The sequence below is a fragment of the Pedobacter sp. SG908 genome, assembly GCF_011759615.1.
GTDB lineage: Bacteria > Bacteroidota > Bacteroidia > Sphingobacteriales > Sphingobacteriaceae > Pedobacter > Pedobacter riviphilus.
Genome location: NZ_JAAOYY010000002.1, coordinates 218,262 through 233,606, shown reverse-complemented (window position 1 = coordinate 233,606; position 15,345 = coordinate 218,262). Strand labels below are relative to the sequence as shown.

Here is a 15,345-nt window from a genome sequence, read left to right as displayed (position 1 = left end):
ATGTTTAAACTCAATTATCGACAATCGATCCCGATTTACCGTCAGTTAGAAACCAAAGATTGCGGGCCAACCTGCCTCCGCATGGTTTTACGTTATCACGGAAAATCGTATACTCTAAATACCATCAGGCAGGCCTGCCGTGTAAACCGAGATGGAAGTACGTTTCTGGGACTCAAAATAGCGGCAGAAAAGTTTGGCATGAACGCGATATGTGTAAAACTGCATTATAACGATTTGATCAATGCCGATATCTGGCCTGCCATTATCCATTGGAAAACCAATCATTTTGTTGTACTTAAAAAACTGACTAAAAATGAAGCGGTAATAATTGATCCCGCCCATGGAAAAGTTAAAATAAGCCGGGCCGAATTTTTGGAACACTGGAATGCTGCGGAAGAGAAAGGATATGCCCTGATTTTAGAGCCCGATGCCGACCTCGACCAGCTTAACCAGGAGGAGCAGGAAGCACAAACCAACGTTAGTTTCTGGAAACTTTTAGGTTACCTGAAAAAACATAAATCGCTGATTTTTCAATTATTAATAGGCTTGGTAGTCAGCTCGATACTCGAATTAAGTTTGCCTTTTTTAAGTAAATTACTTATTGATAAGGGGATAAAACTTAAAGAAGTAAATATCATTTACCTTGTACTCATTGGTCAGGTAGTGGTGTTTGCATCCAAATCTTTTATCGAGTTTGTACGCTCGTGGATTTTATTGTTTGTAAGCGTAAGGGTAAACCTCAATATTTTAGTCAGCTTTTTTATCAAACTGTTAAACCTGCCCTTATCTTTTTTCGAAACCCGTAAGCAGGGCGATGTGATGCAACGTGTAAATGACCATACCCGGATAGAGAACTTTTTAACCAGCAATACCCTAACAACCGTATTCTCATGTTTCAACATTTGTGTATTAAGCATTATTCTGTTTCATTTTAGCAGCATATTGTTCATGATTTTTGCAGGAAGCAGCATTTTATATGTAGGCTGGGTATTTCTATTCTTCAACAGGCGAAGACAGATCGATCAGAAAAGATTTGAGGTAAATTCTTCCGTACAAAGCAAAATTGTACAGCTTATAGAAGGATTTCAGGATATCAAAATCAGCAACTCTGCCGATCAGAAAAGATGGGAATGGGAATCGCTTATTGTAAAAGAATTTAAGGTAAGGGTTAAAGGGCTCACCTACAATCAATACCAGCAGGCAGGTTCGCTGGTGATTACCGAAATGCGAAACATCGGGATTACTTTTGTAGCCGCCATTATGACCGTTAGGGGCGAAATTAGTTTAGGTAGCCTTTTCGCCATCCAGTTTATTGTAGGCCAGCTTATAGCCCCTATAGAATCGCTGATCTTCTTTTTACAGTCGTACCAGGATACAAAAATGAGTTTAGAACGCTTAAACGAGATCCATGATATACAGGATGAGCAACCTGAAAGCGCAAAACATATCACAATAGATCATTTAATTGGCGATATCTCAATCCAGAGCCTGCAGTTCAGCTACCCCGGCTTTGAGAACCAAGCCGTTTTTAACAGTCTGAGCCTGGTGATCCCTAAAGGAAAAATTACAGCCATAGTTGGTTTGAGCGGAAGTGGTAAAACTACCCTGTTAAAGCTCCTGCTTAAACTGTACAATCCAACTGGTGGCACCATTCATATTGGTACAGAAAAGCTGGATGATATAGATGTTGGGCAATGGCGCAACCTGTGTGGAACCGTTTTACAGGATGGTTTCATCTTCTCAGATACCATTGCCAAAAATATTGCCCTCGGTTTCGAACAGATAAATGAAGATCGTTTGCACGATGCAATTAAAATGGCCAACATAGGCGATTTTGTATACAACCTGCCAAAAGGGATTGAAACTGAAATCGGGATCGGTGCTAATGGGATTTCACAAGGTCAGCGGCAGCGTTTATTAATTGCCCGTGCAGTTTATAAAAACCCCGAGCTTTTGCTTTTTGATGAAGCTACAAATGCGCTCGATTCGAACAACGAGCAAACCATTATGAACAACCTTAGGGATTTCTTCGATAACCGTACCGTGATTATTGTTGCCCACAGGCTAAGTACCATCAAAAATGCCGACCAAATATTTGTAATGGAATACGGCAGGATATTAGAGTCGGGAAACCACGAAACCTTAATGAATAATAAAGGACCTTATTTCAATTTAATTAATAACCAACTCGAGAAAATAAAATAATATGGAAATTCAAGATAAAATGAGCGCAGATATCAGGCATATACTAAATAAAAAACCCAAAGGTATTGTCCGTTTTGGTTCGGCGATTATGCTAACTTTAATTATTGTTGCAACTTTGGCGTATGCCTTTAAAGAGGATATTAAAATATTGGGTATTTTTAACTATTTCAGTTATACGAAGTAATAGTTGAGCCATTTATTTAAAGCCAAATTCAAAATTAATACCATGCAGAAATACATCATTTACATTTTCATAATTACTTTTTTAAGCGCCTGTTCTTATGGTACCTACGAACTGAACAAAGGGCCGCTTAACATAGCAACAAAAGCCAGTTACAATGTAACCTACAAAGTACTGGCAAGCAGCAATGCTACGATAACTTTTACTGACGAAAGCGGAAACCAGAAAACTTTAGAAAATATTTCTGGTAAATGGGAAAAAAGCATAGATATAAAATCCGGACACAAGGTTCAGTTTACTGTCGATTCAAAAGATAAACAGCTGGCATCTGTTCTAGTAGATCAAAAACCAATTTCTACTATTGACAAGACTAATAAGACTGCACATTATAGTCTTAGTTTTGTACTGCCATAGTAGAATTTTTAATCGGTTAACCTGTTTGGCATTTTACAACAGTTTAGCCGGTTTCAACAATTAACCTAAGGAACTGATCAAACTATAAACTTCTCCTTCATAAACCCCATCCAATAACTGCACCGCCATTTTACTCCTTTGCCCGGTTTGGCAATAACACACTACTTTTTTGTTCTTTGGGATAGCGGTAAGCAATGCCGTTAACTCGTACAACGGGAGGTTGATGCCTCCAATATTGTTATCTTCATGTTCATAATCTTCACGTACATCAATTAAAAAAACTTTATCAGCATAGGTTTCCAGCCAGCGATCTAAGGTTGCTTTATCGATTTCTGCTATGGCCTTACCGGTTTTGGCGGGCGCTGGTTTTGCGGTATCAGCTGATTTTTTTGCCGCAATTTTAAATACCAGCACGGCATTGTTCAAGGCATTAATGCTCATCAGTTTGCCCGCAAGTGTTTCACCAATGCCGCAGATTAATTTTAGGGCTTCATTGGCCATGTATAAACCTATTAGGCCAGGCAAAATGCCGATTACCCCACCCTCTACACAGTTAATATTTTCAGTTGGTGGTGCCGGATAGAGGTCTCTATAGTTTGCACTGCCCTGGTGGTTAAATACCGCAACCTGGCCTTCGAACTGTAAAATAGAGCCAAAAATAAGTGTTTTGCCTAAAGCCACGCAGGTATCGTTCACTAAGTAACGGGTGGTAAAATTATCCGAACAATCGATCACCAGATCATAATCCTGGCAAATATTCACAGCATTATCAGCCCTAAAGCGTTCTTGATAAGCAGTAAAACCCACATGCGGATTAAGCAATTGGAGTTTTGCTGCAGCAATTTTTGCCTTAGCTTGCCCAATATCGGTATGGTTATATAAAATTTGCCTGTGCAGGTTGCTCAGTTCTACCACATCATCATCTACAATTCCGATTGTTCCTACACCCGCTGCAGCCAGGTATTGCAATATCGGGCAACCCAATCCACCTGCACCAATAACCAGTACGCTGGCAGCTTTCAGTTTTTTCTGCCCTTCCAGGCCCAGTTCGGGCAGGATCATTTGCCTGTTGTAACGGTTCAGTTCTTCTTTAACTAACATGATTTTTGGATTAAACTCCTATCCCAATCTTTCCAGATGGGTTCGTAGCCCTGTTTTCTGATCATGGCCGCAATTTCCTGTGCCGAACGCTCATCAGATATTTCGAACTGCTCCAAAGATTGTGGCGCTACCTGGTAACCACCAGGATTGGTTTTAGAACCCGCACTAATGGCGGTAATGCCCAACTTAATCACCTGGTTTCTGAATGTCTGCGTTTCGCGGGTAGAAATAGACAGCTCTACTTCGCTATTGAATAAGCGGTAAGCACAGATCAGTTGCACCAATTCTTTATCGTTCATCACCACTTTTGGTTCTAAACCACCGCTAAAAGGCCGCAACCTGGGGAAAGAAATACTGAATTTACTTTGCCAATATTGTTTTTCGAGATAAGAGAGGTGCAGGGCCGTAAAAAATGAATCTGTCCGCCAGTCTTCCAGTCCGATTAAAACACCAAGTCCCATTTTATGGATACCGGCCTGCCCTAAGCGGTCAGGGGTTTCTAAGCGGTATAAAAAGTTAGATTTTTTACCTTTAGGGTGGTGTTTTCGGTAATCGTCCTGATGGTAGGTTTCCTGATAAACCAATACTGTATTTAGCCCGTGCGGAATAAGGGTTTCATAGTCGGCTACATCCAAAGGTTGTACCTCCATGGCTATATGGGCAAAGTGTGGACTGATGAGGTCTAATACTTTTTTAAAATAATCGGTATGTACACTTTGGTTGGCTTCGCCTGTTACCAGCAGCACGTGGTCATAACCCATCTCTTTAATTACGGCAACCTCCTGCATAATTTCCACCGGGTTAAGCGTTCTGCGCCTTACCTTATTATCGTAGCTGAAGCCACAATAAGTGCAAATATTATTGCACTCGTTGGAGAGGTATAAAGGGATATACATCTGGATTACCCTGCCAAAACGGTCTAAGGTTAAACGCTGACTCATCTGCGCCATATCTTCGAGATAGGGTAACGCAGCCGGGGAAATGAGCGCTTTAAAATCTTCCAAAGTGCGCTGCGGATTGTTTAAAGCCCCTTCTACATCAGCAGCTGTTTTATCGTAAATGCTGGCTTTGGTATGGTCCCAGTTATGGGATTCGAATACTTCGTTAAAACTCTTCATCCAAAAATGCGGTTAAAGGGCTGCTGGCTGCGGCATACTGCTGCTGGCCACCCAGTTTAGATTCGAAAGCCATTCTGCCAGCCTCAACAGCCAGTTTAAAGGCAATGGCCATATTGGTTGGATCTTTAGCAATGGCGATAGCGGTGTTTACCAGAACGGCATCTGCACCAATTTCCATCGCTTTTGCTGCATCAGAAGGTGCACCTATGCCTGCATCTACAATTACCGGAACCTTGCTCTGGCTAATAATAATCTCTAAAAAATCGATGGTTTTTAAACCTTTATTACTGCCAATGGGTGAGCCTAAGGGCATCACCGCTGCGGTGCCTACATCTTCTAACCGTTTACATAAAACCGGGTCGGCATGAATATAAGGCAATACCACAAAACCAAGTTTAACCAGTTCTTCGGTTGCTTTAAGCGTTTCGATCGGATCTGGCATGAGGTATTTCGGATCGGGGTGGATTTCTAACTTGATCCAGTTGGTTTCTAAAGCTTCGCGCGCGAGCTGTGCCGCAAAAATGGCTTCTTTGGCATTACGCACACCCGAAGTATTGGGCAATAAGTTAATATGCGGGTGTTTAAGGTGCTGAAGGATATCATCATCTTTTCCTTTTAAATCTACACGTTTGAGCGCTACGGTAACCAGTTCGGAGGCCGAGGCAATTAAGGCACTTTCCATCTCTTTGGCAGAACTAAATTTTCCGGTACCGGTAAAGAGGCGAGAGCTAAAGGTTTGATTTGCTATGGTTAACATATCTGTAATTTTTAAATCGAATGAATACTGAACTTGCTGTTGATTTCTTCAAGAACCGCAGCCGTTTGTGTTTGGTTGGTGAGTGCTGCCGAGATGGCAATTCCGTAAATTCCGGTTTCGAGTATAGCCGGAATATCTGCTGTTTCAATACCACCTATGGCAATAATAGGGGTGCTAATGCCAGCCTGTCGCACTTTTTCCATTAACTTCTGGTAACCTTCCAAACCTACAATAGGGCTCAGATTTTCTTTTGTACGCGTAAACCTAAACGGACCCAAACCGATATAATCTGCCCCTTCGGCTACCCTTTGCTGGATATGTTCGAAAGTATTGGCTGTACCGCCGATAATCTGGTGTTTGCCAATAATTTTTCTGGCTTCAAGAATGGGCATATCCTGCAGACCCAAATGCACACCGTAACTATTTACGGCTTTCGCCAGCTGCGGATAATCGTTTATGATTAATTTGGCACCGTAAGTTTCGCATAAAGCCTGCGCGGCTTTTGCAAAAGGCAGGATTTCGGCTTCGGCCTGGTTTTTAATGCGCAGCTGGATCCATTTTCCGCCAGCTTGGAGCACCTGCTCAATGGCATCGATATGCGTGCCTGTTTTAGGGGCTTGCGAAATATATTGTAAGGGCTGGATCATGGTTGTATTGTTAAATGTTGAGTATAAGCAAGGCATTTGGCCTGGGCTTTTTTAAAAGTAGTTAGGGCCTGGGAAGGATCGTTCCAGACACAACCCAATAGCGCAACGCCATCGAAGTTCATTTTTTTTACCTGATCGATCTGGTTGAGGCCAATGCCGCCCAAAGCGATTAATTTTGTATTGCTGTTAGGCTTATTTAAATGAAAATCTGGAGGAATAACCCCCATGTAACCGGGTTTGGAGAGGCTGTTAAATACGGGACCAAAAAAACTGTAGTGATACGGGGCAATATCATCAATTGCTGATAATTGATGGATGGAAGTGCTTAGTATATGGTTTTTGGGCAATATATTGGTCGTTAAATTTTTTCTGAAGCTTTCGGTATGGTGGATTCTTTTAATATTATAATCGTTGGCCAAGGCATGGAAATGGTGCAGGGCAATGCGTGGATGGTATTCGGGTGAGATCCCTTCTACAATTTTTCGGTACCCGGTTTCATCGGCATTATCCTTACGCAAATGAAAAACCTGTAAGCCGGCTTCGAAAAGCTGATTTACAAGATGGCATTCTTCCTTAAAAAGGGTTGGCTTGGCGATTACAATCAGTTCCATAATGGCTTAAGAATAAATTTCGCTTCCTTTTTGGGTAAATTCTTTCGATTTTTCCTGCATGCCCTGCGCCAAAGCCTCTTCTGCTTCCACACCTTGTTTTGCCGCATACTCCCTCACATCCTGCGTAATTTTCATCGAGCAGAAATTGGGGCCGCACATCGAACAGAAATGCGCAATCTTGGCGCCTTCGGCTGGCAGGGTTTCATCATGGAATTCTTTTGCCGTATCGGGATCGAGCGATAAATTAAACTGATCTTCCCATCTAAACTCGAACCGTGCCTTACTTAAAGCATTATCGCGGTATTGTGCGCCGGGGTGACCTTTAGCTAAATCGGCTGCATGCGCAGCAATTTTATAGGTGATCACCCCGTCTTTTACATCTTTTTTGTTTGGTAAGCCTAAATGTTCTTTCGGGGTTACATAACAGAGCATCGCTGTGCCAAACCAACCGATCATGGCCGCACCGATGGCCGAGGTAATGTGGTCGTAACCCGGCGCAATATCGGTAGTTAAAGGCCCTAAAGTATAAAAAGGAGCTTCGCCGCAATGATCGAGCTGTTTTTCCATATTGGCTTTAATCAGGTGCATAGGTACGTGCCCTGGTCCCTCTATAATGGTTTGTACATCGTGTTTCCATGCTATTTTGGTCAGTTCGCCCAGCGTTTCCAATTCAGAAAACTGTGCGGCATCGTTGGCGTCGGCAATACAGCCGGGTCTTAAACCATCTCCTAACGAAAAGGCTACATCGTAGGCTTTCATAATTTCGCAGATTTCTTCGAAATGGGTATACAGGAAGTTTTCTTTGTGATGGGCCAGGCACCATTTGGCCATAATAGATCCGCCACGCGAAACAATGCCGGTGATTCTTTTCGCTGTTAATGGTACATAACGAAGTAAGACACCAGCATGGATGGTAAAATAATCTACACCTTGTTCGGCCTGCTCAATTAAAGTATCGCGGAAAATTTCCCAGGTGAGGTCTTCGGCTTTTCCGTTTACTTTTTCAAGGGCCTGATAAATCGGAACGGTACCGATGGGCACAGGCGAATTGCGGATAATCCATTCGCGGGTTTCGTGGATATTTTTCCCTGTTGATAAATCCATAATGGTATCGGCTCCCCAACGGCAGGCCCAAACGGCTTTTTCTACTTCTTCTTCGATGGTAGAAGTAACGGCCGAGTTACCGATATTGGCGTTAATTTTGACCAGAAAGTTTCGGCCAATAATCATAGGCTCGAGCTCGGGATGATTGATGTTGCAGGGGATTACCGCCCTACCAGCCGCTACCTCTGCCCTTACAAATTCGGGTGTAATGTAGCCCTTAGGGGTATTTGCGCCAAAGCTATTGCCTTGGTGCTGGTGGTTCATTACATCGTGCTGCTCGCCCAATTGTGCGTTGAGTAGTTCGATCTGTTGGTTTTCCCTAATGGCGATGTATTCCATTTCGGCTGTAATGATGCCTTTTTTTGCATAATGCATTTGAGATACATTGGCACCGGCTTGCGCTTTGTAGGGTTTGTTGATGAAATTAAAGCGTAAAGCATCAAGCTTCTCATCGGCCAGGCGCTGTTGCCCATAAGCAGAAGATAATTGAGGGAGCTCTTCTACGTCAAGTCGGTCTTTTATCCATTGTTCCCTTAGGCGTGGTAAGCCTTTTTTTACATCAATAACAGCATTGGGGTCGGTATATGGTCCGCTGGTATCGTAAACCGTTACAGGCGGATTAGGCTCGGTTAAGCCAAAGCCATTGTGGATTTTGGTTTCCGTTAAACTGATTTCGCGCATGGCCACCTGGATATCGTGGATTTTTCCAGGTACAAAGATTTTGCGTGAGGCCGGGAAAGGGCTACGGCTGATTACTTCTTGGTTCGGTGTTTTTTCTTGTTTCATATGAGTAGCTGTTTTTATCCGCCTTGAGTGGCTTTTATAAGTATAACCTGATCGGCTGGATTTAATACATGGGTTGCCCAGTCTGATTTGGGAATAATGGTTTGGTTTACGGCAATGGCAAGGCCATTTGTTTCCGTTGAAATGACAGCAGCAAGCATCTGTTCGATGGAACAGGCCTCGTTGAGCAGATGGTTTTGATTGTTTATAGTTACTTCCATATTTTAAAAAATTGGAAAAACTATAGAGATTGCCCCAAAATGGAGATCGAAAAGACAGCAATGTTAAATTGCTTTCACTTTTCCCTTCGGCAGTACTAACTGCATCAGGTTCAAAGGGTATTTCTCAGCACGTAGGCACCCCTAAAGTTTTTTGTAAATATATGCGATTAAATTTCTAATGCAAATAAAAATTGATATAGATAAAATCTATACTTTATCGATAACTGTATTGTTATCGTTTTGAGTGCAGTGAAGAACCCAGAGGCTCTGCGATTGCGAGGCACGAAGCCAACCGAACATAGAGAGGTCATGAATACCAATAAAAACACTAGCAAGAATGAATAATCTTAAATCGCACGCCACTAGCGATCGTTGTAAGATTGCTTCGTCGGCTGAAAAAGCCTTCTCGCAATGACGACACTTTTCTCCCAAACCTCCGACTAAAGACCGTGAACTAGCCACCCGCCTTTTGCAAAACGTAAAAATTCCTTACCTTTGCATCATCACCAAAATCGCCCGATAGATGTAAGATTAATTTCTTTTCAGAAAAATAGATAACAGGCAGAGCATTTCCGCTCCTGCAATTATTTACCAATAAAAAGAAATTTATGCTTAATCTACAAGGAGCTAGCTATATCCACGCTAATGGAGATTTACTGTTTTCAGATTTAAATCTCACCATCAACAAATACGAAAAAATTGCACTCATTGGCCATAATGGCGCAGGGAAATCGACACTTTTAAAAATTTTAGCAGGCAAACTTATGCCAACCGCCGGGCATGCAAAAACAGAATCGCCACCCTATTATATACCTCAGCTTTTTGGCCAGTTTAATGATTTGACAATTGCACAGGCACTCAGGATTGAAGATAAACTAAAAGCACTGAATGAAATCCTCAAGGGAGAAGTAACCGACGAAAACATGGCCATACTCAATGATGACTGGACCATTGAGGAACGTTGTGCGGAAGCCTTAAGCCATTGGCGATTGAAAGATTTAGATGTAAACCAGAAAATGGAAAGGTTAAGTGGCGGGCAAAAAACCAGCGTATTTTTAGCTGGCATTGCCATACACCGCCCGGATATTGTTTTGCTGGATGAGCCGACCAATCATTTGGATCTGGAAGGTAGAAACAGGTTATATGATTATATCCGGTCGGCCAGGGCTACTTTTGTGGTAGTGAGTCACGACCGGACTTTATTAAACCAAATGGAGAAAGTTTACGAATTAAGTAAGCAGGGAATAACCTTGTACGGCGGAAATTACGATTTCTATGCGGCACAAAAGAAAACTGAAAATGAGGCTTTGTACAATGATTTAAAAGCGAGGGGAAAAGCACTGCGTAAGGCTAAAGAGGTAGAAAGAGAATCGCTGGAGCGGCAACAGAAGCTTGATGCCAGAGGGAAGAAAAAACAGGAAAAAGCCGGATTACCGACCATTTCTATGAATACGTTAAAAAATAATGCAGAAAAAAGTACCGCAAAGCTGAAGGGGGTGCACGCAGAAAAACTCGAACATATTTCGACCGAAATGAGCCAACTGCGTTCCGCATTACCCGATGCCGATAAAATGAAAATCGGTTTCAATCAGCCTACCTTACATAAAGGAAAAAGTATTGTAGCGGCTAAGGAAATCAACTTTGCTTTCCGCAATCAGTTCATTTGGAAAGAACCAATTAGCTTTCAGATTTTTAGTGGCGGACGTTACGCAATAAGAGGTAGAAACGGCTCAGGCAAAACCACCTTGATCAAGCTTATTTTGGATCAGCTGCAACCCTCGACGGGAAGTTTAAATCAAGCTGGCATTAGCTCCATATATATTGATCAGGATTATTCGTTGATTGATAATCAACTTACCGTTTACGAACAGGCGCAACAATATAACTTGGGCGCATTACAGGAGCATGAAGTAAAAATCCGTTTAAGCCGGTTTTTATTTGATAAAACCGAATGGAATAAACCCTGCTTAGCCTTAAGTGGCGGCGAAAAAATGCGGTTGATTCTTTGTTCGTTAACCATCAGCAACCAATCGCCCGACCTTATGATCCTCGATGAGCCTACCAATAACCTCGATATCCAGAATATAGAAATTTTAACGGCAGCCATTAATGAATACCAAGGAACACTTTTGGTGGTATCGCATGATGAATATTTCTTACACCAGATAGCAGTAGAGCATACAATAGACTTAAATTGATCTTTAAACAAAACTTAGCCTTATCTTCGTTTTAAATTAAAACCAGCACAATCCATGCAAAACCTGTTAGCATTACAAAGCGGAAAACTTAAAGGAGCGGTGTCGTTAAAACTTTCTGAAAATTTAACAGAATTCCCAAGGGAAATATTCGATTTGGCTGATACACTGGAAGTATTGGACCTTTCTTTTAACAGGCTAAGCGCCCTTCCGGCAGATTTTGGGCGTTTAAAGAAATTGAAGATTTTCTTTTGTTCTGAAAACCTTTTTAAGGTGATGCCAGAGGTACTAGGCGACTGCCCTTTGTTGGATATTGCAGGTTTTAAATCTAACCAGATTGTATCGGTGCCGGCAAAATCGCTGAATCCTAATCTTCGCTGGCTGATTTTAACAAATAACAACATTGCCGAATTACCAAAAGAAATTGGTCTATGTAGGCGGATGCAAAAGCTGATGTTATCGGGCAACCGTTTAACGCAATTGCCTGAGGAATTAAGCAATTGCCAAAATTTATCGTTGCTGCGCATTGCCGCTAATAAACTGCATGAGCTGCCGCAATGGATGGCTACGATGCCTAAACTTTCGTGGATTGCATTTTCGGGGAACAACTTTAGTAAAACGCCAGCTGTAGAAACACTCTCGTTGATTAATTGGCACGATTTAGAGATTAACCATTTATTGGGTGAGGGTGCTTCGGGCATTATTTCGAAAGCAAACAGGACTATTGGTGATGAAACTCAAGAGGTGGCCGTTAAAATATTTAAGGGCAATGTAACCAGCGATGGTTTGCCGGAAGATGAAATGACGGCCTACATTGCAGCGGGTTACCATCCTGGTTTGGTTAATTTAATCGGACAGATTGCCCTACATCCGGAGGATAAAAAAGGGCTGGTGATGGACCTCATTCCGCATCATTTTTATAACCTGGGTAATCCGCCGAGTTTAGAAAGCTGCACCAGGGATGTTTTTCCTGAAGGGATGCAGCTGTCAGAAAACCAGATATTGAGCATTGCCAAAACCATTGCCTCCCTAGCTGCGCAACTGCACGAGGCCGGGATTATGCATGGCGATTTATATGCGCATAATATCCTGATTGATGATGAGGGAAGTACCTTGTTCGGCGATTTCGGTGCCGCAAGTTTTTATGATCTGGCTGATGTTAGGCTCGCCTTTGCGCTGGAGCGGATAGAAGTGAGTGCTTATGGTTACCTGCTTGATGATTTACTTTCTTTAAAAAACGGAGCGGTAAACGAAACATGTTCGGATGCTTTGGCTGCCTTAAGAGATGCCTGTTTAGTTGCATCGCCGTTAGAGCGGCCTGGCTTTCAGGATCTGGTTAAGGCATTAGCTAATATTTAGCTGCAAAAAATAGCCCCCAATTATCATTGGAGGCTATCAATAACATATTCCAATAGAAGGGGCGTCATGGTGAGGAGGAACGACGAAGCAATCTTTCCAACTAGCGATAAAGATTGCTTCAGCCGATGAAAAATCGGTTTCGCAATGACGATGCACCTATATGGGCCTTAGCAGCTATCAAATTATTGAGCATTACTAAAATTAACCATCCATTGGATACCGAACCTGTCTTTAAAGCTACCGAAGTAATCGCCCCAGAACATATCTTCCATTGGCATTTCGATAGTGCCACCTGCTGAAAGGCCATTAAATAGGCGATCGGCATCTTCGCGGCTCTCCGCCTGGATGTTAATATACATGTTATTACCTTCTTTAAGTACATGCCCCGCAGAAGGTACACAATCAGACGCCATTAAAGTGGTATGTTCATTAATGGGTAGCGCTACATGCATTACGCGGTTTTTTTCCGCTTCCGTTAATTTGTCCGATTCGGGTGCATCGCTCATTTTTGCAAAGAAGGTAAATTCTCCTCCAAAAACCGACTTATAAAAATTAAAAGCTTCTTCGGCCTGGCCGTCGAAGTTTAAGTAAGGGTGCATGGTAGCCATAATCTTATTTATTTTGTTTACAACTAAGTTACAGCGCTTAGCAATGACAAAATGGGTGCGCTTGAGACAAATGTAAGGGCGTTTTTGACATCTTTAAATTAATAAGCTTGTATGGTTCCACTTTGTTGCGATGAGTTTAAATCAGGTGCCGAACTTGAGAAAATACTGTTTTAAATAGACTAAAATGTTTTATTCATTTTATAGTAGCTTTTGGGTAAGTTATTCTTTTACAGATGAATAAAACTGAACGGGAATAATTCTCATATCTTTTTCATATTTGTATCAGGGTATTAAACATTTGTTTGAATTAATTCTCAATCGTCCCAAAATAATTTTAGTTTGAGTAAACACGTCCTCTTTTGGGGGCGTGTTTTTTGCAAAAAAAAGAGCCTTTCATTGCTGAAAGGCTGCTCGTTTCAATCTAAATCGTCCCGTTGATTTAATTTTAACATAATAAATATAGTTATCAACATGTTAACATCAAATTAAAAGGTAAAAATACCCCTTAATAGGTAGTGATTTTCACTACACCGTGGCGACAGAATTTTAAGGTGAATAAAGGTAAGTGTTAGTACAAAACGAACAATGGCCGCCAACTTGATCCTGTACACTACAGCAAGTAATAAAAACCAACTCGCCTAATATAGATTAAGAAATGAAAGCTGTTGTGTTATTTTATTACATCAATACCAGTTTTAGAAACACTCTACTTCCCAAAACCGCGACCAGTTTTCGCCTATATCAAGTTTTATTATACCTTCTTTACGTGCTAATTCCTGATCGTGGTTAACACCATCAGCAACTCCGCACCAAGGCTCCAAACAAATAAATGGCGCATCGGTGGCGGCCCATATGCCAAAGAAAGGAAATTCTTCGAAATGGAAATGCAGGCCATAATCGTTTTTGGTGTTAAGTAAACTAATACAATTGCTCTGCAGGGTTTTAAAAACCAATGCATCGTTATAAAACAGGCTATGTTTAAGGTTTAACCTGTGACCTCCCAGTTCAATGAGCTCCGTTTCGTTGGCTACTAATCCATCTTCAAGTTTCCAGAAAGTTAATTTCTCATCGGCATTAAAGGCCAGGTAGTAATCTTCGTAAACCGTATTGGGCGTATTGGGCACAGCAAATGCAGGGTGTGCACCAATTGAGAATAAAAGCTCGGCAGTACCTGTATTTTTTACCTCGTAAGTTAAGTTCAGTTTTCTATCTATTAATTGATACCTCAGTTTCAGTTCAAAATAAAAGGGATATACTTTTAAGGTATCTTCGTTTTGGGTTAAGGTAAAAACAGCTTCGGTATCACTTATTTTTTCGAAATTAAAAACATGATCCCGGGCGAAACCGTGACGGGGTAGTTCGTAGTTTTTACCCTGGTAAATAAAACTATTGTTTTTTAATGAACCAACAATAGGAAATAAAACCGGACTGTGTTTTGCCCAATACTTAGCGTTGGCATCCCATAAATATTCCAGCTTGGTTTCTTTACTAAATAAGCCTTGAAGTTCTGCGCCTTTAGCCGCCAGGCTAACTTTTATATAGTCGTTCTCGAGAGTTATCATTACAAGCTAAAAGTAACAAAAAGATGAGCTTTAAAAACATCTTTTTTATTAATTTTGATCATTAAGCTAATATAAAGCTTAATGCCCTGTTATTTTATTACCTGCGCATTTAATTCGCTCAAAAAAATCAGATACCTATGGCGATAGATTTAAAAAAATTATCAAATGCAAAAGTAAAGGCCGCTATTACCGCATTGCAAAAAGGTGACGAAAAAACATGGGTCCCTTTATTTGCTGCCGAGGTTGCCTTTTATGATGACGGGAACCAGATGAAATTTAATAATTTCTTTAAGAAAGCGCTGGGCCATGAGCGTTTTACCAGTATAGATAAAGTTGAAAACAATGGATTGGAGGTGTATGGTCATTTCCACTCCGACCAATGGGGCGATTTTAAAAGCTTTTTTAAATTTCAGCTGAATAAGGAAGGAAAAATAGAGCGCTTAGATATCGGACAAGCTTCTTATTAGTGCTTAGTCCAA

Annotated in this window: 15 protein-coding genes and 1 riboswitch; of the genes, 6 read left to right on the top strand and 9 right to left on the bottom strand. The window is 41.5% G+C overall.

Features of this window, described 5'->3' with window-relative positions; genetic code table 11:
* Genes FHT21_RS15995 through FHT21_RS15985 form a run of 3 tightly spaced genes read left to right on the top strand, consistent with a single transcriptional unit; the run spans position 1 to position 2,800 of the window.
* Complete coding sequence (locus tag FHT21_RS15995; RefSeq protein ID WP_167295777.1) at positions 1 to 2,205, top strand: peptidase domain-containing ABC transporter; 2,205 nt, start codon at positions 1 to 3, stop codon at positions 2,203 to 2,205.
* A gap of 1 nt (position 2,206) precedes the next feature.
* Positions 2,207 to 2,389, top strand: a complete 183-nt coding sequence (locus FHT21_RS15990; RefSeq protein WP_167295776.1) for a hypothetical protein — start codon at positions 2,207 to 2,209, stop codon at positions 2,387 to 2,389.
* 42 nt (positions 2,390 to 2,431) lie between these two features.
* Positions 2,432 to 2,800: a hypothetical protein gene (locus FHT21_RS15985; protein WP_167295775.1), complete on the top strand. Its 369-nt coding sequence runs from the start codon at positions 2,432 to 2,434 to the stop codon at positions 2,798 to 2,800.
* A 60-nt stretch (positions 2,801 to 2,860) separates the two neighbouring features.
* Here FHT21_RS15985 and FHT21_RS15980 read toward each other — a convergent pair whose 3' ends face one another.
* The 7 genes from FHT21_RS15980 to thiS are packed head-to-tail and all read right to left on the bottom strand — an operon-like array spanning position 2,861 to position 9,142.
* Positions 2,861 to 3,901 carry a HesA/MoeB/ThiF family protein gene (locus tag FHT21_RS15980; protein ID WP_167295774.1) on the bottom strand — a complete coding sequence of 347 codons (1,041 nt, stop codon included), beginning with the start codon at positions 3,899 to 3,901 and terminating at the stop codon, positions 2,861 to 2,863.
* Positions 3,895 to 5,019, bottom strand: a complete 1,125-nt coding sequence (thiH, locus tag FHT21_RS15975; protein ID WP_167295773.1) for a 2-iminoacetate synthase ThiH — start codon at positions 5,017 to 5,019, stop codon at positions 3,895 to 3,897. Before thiH ends, FHT21_RS15980 begins: the two co-directional genes overlap by 7 nt.
* Complete coding sequence (locus tag FHT21_RS15970) at positions 5,006 to 5,776, bottom strand: thiazole synthase (RefSeq protein ID WP_167295772.1); 771 nt, start codon at positions 5,774 to 5,776, stop codon at positions 5,006 to 5,008. The genes thiH and FHT21_RS15970 overlap by 14 nt, the downstream gene beginning before the upstream one ends.
* Before the next feature lie 11 nt (positions 5,777 to 5,787).
* On the bottom strand, positions 5,788 to 6,423 hold the full coding sequence (locus FHT21_RS15965; protein WP_167295771.1) for a thiamine phosphate synthase: 636 nt from the start codon (positions 6,421 to 6,423) through the stop codon (positions 5,788 to 5,790).
* The gene (locus FHT21_RS15960) at positions 6,420 to 7,034 is read right to left on the bottom strand and encodes a thiamine phosphate synthase (protein ID WP_167295770.1); all 615 of its coding nucleotides are present in this window, start codon (positions 7,032 to 7,034) and stop codon (positions 6,420 to 6,422) included. The genes FHT21_RS15965 and FHT21_RS15960 overlap by 4 nt, the downstream gene beginning before the upstream one ends.
* 6 nt (positions 7,035 to 7,040) lie before the next feature.
* Positions 7,041 to 8,924, bottom strand: coding sequence for a phosphomethylpyrimidine synthase ThiC (gene thiC, locus FHT21_RS15955; RefSeq protein ID WP_167295769.1), 1,884 nt, complete (start codon positions 8,922 to 8,924; stop codon positions 7,041 to 7,043).
* Between the two features lie 14 nt (positions 8,925 to 8,938).
* The gene (gene thiS / locus FHT21_RS15950; protein ID WP_167295768.1) at positions 8,939 to 9,142 is read right to left on the bottom strand and encodes a sulfur carrier protein ThiS; all 204 of its coding nucleotides are present in this window, start codon (positions 9,140 to 9,142) and stop codon (positions 8,939 to 8,941) included.
* 64 nt (positions 9,143 to 9,206) lie between these two features.
* A riboswitch (TPP riboswitch) is annotated at positions 9,207 to 9,295 on the bottom strand.
* Positions 9,296 to 9,750: 455 nt separating this feature from the next.
* On the opposite strand from thiS, the gene abc-f reads away from it, so the two are divergent.
* Both abc-f and FHT21_RS15940 read left to right on the top strand, forming a co-directional pair.
* Positions 9,751 to 11,340, top strand: coding sequence for a ribosomal protection-like ABC-F family protein (gene abc-f / locus FHT21_RS15945; RefSeq protein WP_167295767.1), 1,590 nt, complete (start codon positions 9,751 to 9,753; stop codon positions 11,338 to 11,340).
* Positions 11,341 to 11,394: 54 nt separating this feature from the next.
* On the top strand, positions 11,395 to 12,696 hold the full coding sequence (locus FHT21_RS15940) for a leucine-rich repeat-containing protein kinase family protein (RefSeq protein ID WP_167295766.1): 1,302 nt from the start codon (positions 11,395 to 11,397) through the stop codon (positions 12,694 to 12,696).
* Between the two features lie 182 nt (positions 12,697 to 12,878).
* Here FHT21_RS15940 and FHT21_RS15935 read toward each other — a convergent pair whose 3' ends face one another.
* Both FHT21_RS15935 and FHT21_RS15930 read right to left on the bottom strand, forming a co-directional pair.
* Positions 12,879 to 13,304, bottom strand: a complete 426-nt coding sequence (locus FHT21_RS15935) for a VOC family protein (protein WP_167295765.1) — start codon at positions 13,302 to 13,304, stop codon at positions 12,879 to 12,881.
* 695 nt (positions 13,305 to 13,999) lie between these two features.
* Positions 14,000 to 14,866: an aldose 1-epimerase family protein gene (locus FHT21_RS15930; protein WP_167295764.1), complete on the bottom strand. Its 867-nt coding sequence runs from the start codon at positions 14,864 to 14,866 to the stop codon at positions 14,000 to 14,002.
* A 137-nt stretch (positions 14,867 to 15,003) separates the two neighbouring features.
* Between FHT21_RS15930 and FHT21_RS15925 the strand changes: the two genes are divergently transcribed.
* Positions 15,004 to 15,333 carry a hypothetical protein gene (locus FHT21_RS15925; protein ID WP_167295763.1) on the top strand — a complete coding sequence of 110 codons (330 nt, stop codon included), beginning with the start codon at positions 15,004 to 15,006 and terminating at the stop codon, positions 15,331 to 15,333.
* Positions 15,334 to 15,345 lie beyond the last annotated feature (12 nt).

What these genes read in the sequence shown, in the direction of transcription:
- FHT21_RS15995 (WP_167295777.1), top strand. Translation starts at nt 1, where the DNA reads ATGTTTAAACTCAATTATCGACAATCGATCCCGATTTACCGTCAGTTA.
- FHT21_RS15990 (WP_167295776.1), top strand. Translation starts at nt 2,207, where the DNA reads ATGGAAATTCAAGATAAAATGAGCGCAGATATCAGGCATATACTAAAT.
- FHT21_RS15985 (WP_167295775.1), top strand. Translation starts at nt 2,432, where the DNA reads ATGCAGAAATACATCATTTACATTTTCATAATTACTTTTTTAAGCGCC.
- FHT21_RS15980 (WP_167295774.1), bottom strand. Translation starts at nt 3,901, where the DNA reads ATGTTAGTTAAAGAAGAACTGAACCGTTACAACAGGCAAATGATCCTG.
- thiH (WP_167295773.1), bottom strand. Translation starts at nt 5,019, where the DNA reads ATGAAGAGTTTTAACGAAGTATTCGAATCCCATAACTGGGACCATACC.
- FHT21_RS15970 (WP_167295772.1), bottom strand. Translation starts at nt 5,776, where the DNA reads ATGTTAACCATAGCAAATCAAACCTTTAGCTCTCGCCTCTTTACCGGT.
- FHT21_RS15965 (WP_167295771.1), bottom strand. Translation starts at nt 6,423, where the DNA reads ATGATCCAGCCCTTACAATATATTTCGCAAGCCCCTAAAACAGGCACG.
- FHT21_RS15960 (WP_167295770.1), bottom strand. Translation starts at nt 7,034, where the DNA reads ATGGAACTGATTGTAATCGCCAAGCCAACCCTTTTTAAGGAAGAATGC.
- thiC (WP_167295769.1), bottom strand. Translation starts at nt 8,924, where the DNA reads ATGAAACAAGAAAAAACACCGAACCAAGAAGTAATCAGCCGTAGCCCT.
- thiS (WP_167295768.1), bottom strand. Translation starts at nt 9,142, where the DNA reads ATGGAAGTAACTATAAACAATCAAAACCATCTGCTCAACGAGGCCTGT.
- abc-f (WP_167295767.1), top strand. Translation starts at nt 9,751, where the DNA reads ATGCTTAATCTACAAGGAGCTAGCTATATCCACGCTAATGGAGATTTA.
- FHT21_RS15940 (WP_167295766.1), top strand. Translation starts at nt 11,395, where the DNA reads ATGCAAAACCTGTTAGCATTACAAAGCGGAAAACTTAAAGGAGCGGTG.
- FHT21_RS15935 (WP_167295765.1), bottom strand. Translation starts at nt 13,304, where the DNA reads ATGGCTACCATGCACCCTTACTTAAACTTCGACGGCCAGGCCGAAGAA.
- FHT21_RS15930 (WP_167295764.1), bottom strand. Translation starts at nt 14,866, where the DNA reads ATGATAACTCTCGAGAACGACTATATAAAAGTTAGCCTGGCGGCTAAA.
- FHT21_RS15925 (WP_167295763.1), top strand. Translation starts at nt 15,004, where the DNA reads ATGGCGATAGATTTAAAAAAATTATCAAATGCAAAAGTAAAGGCCGCT.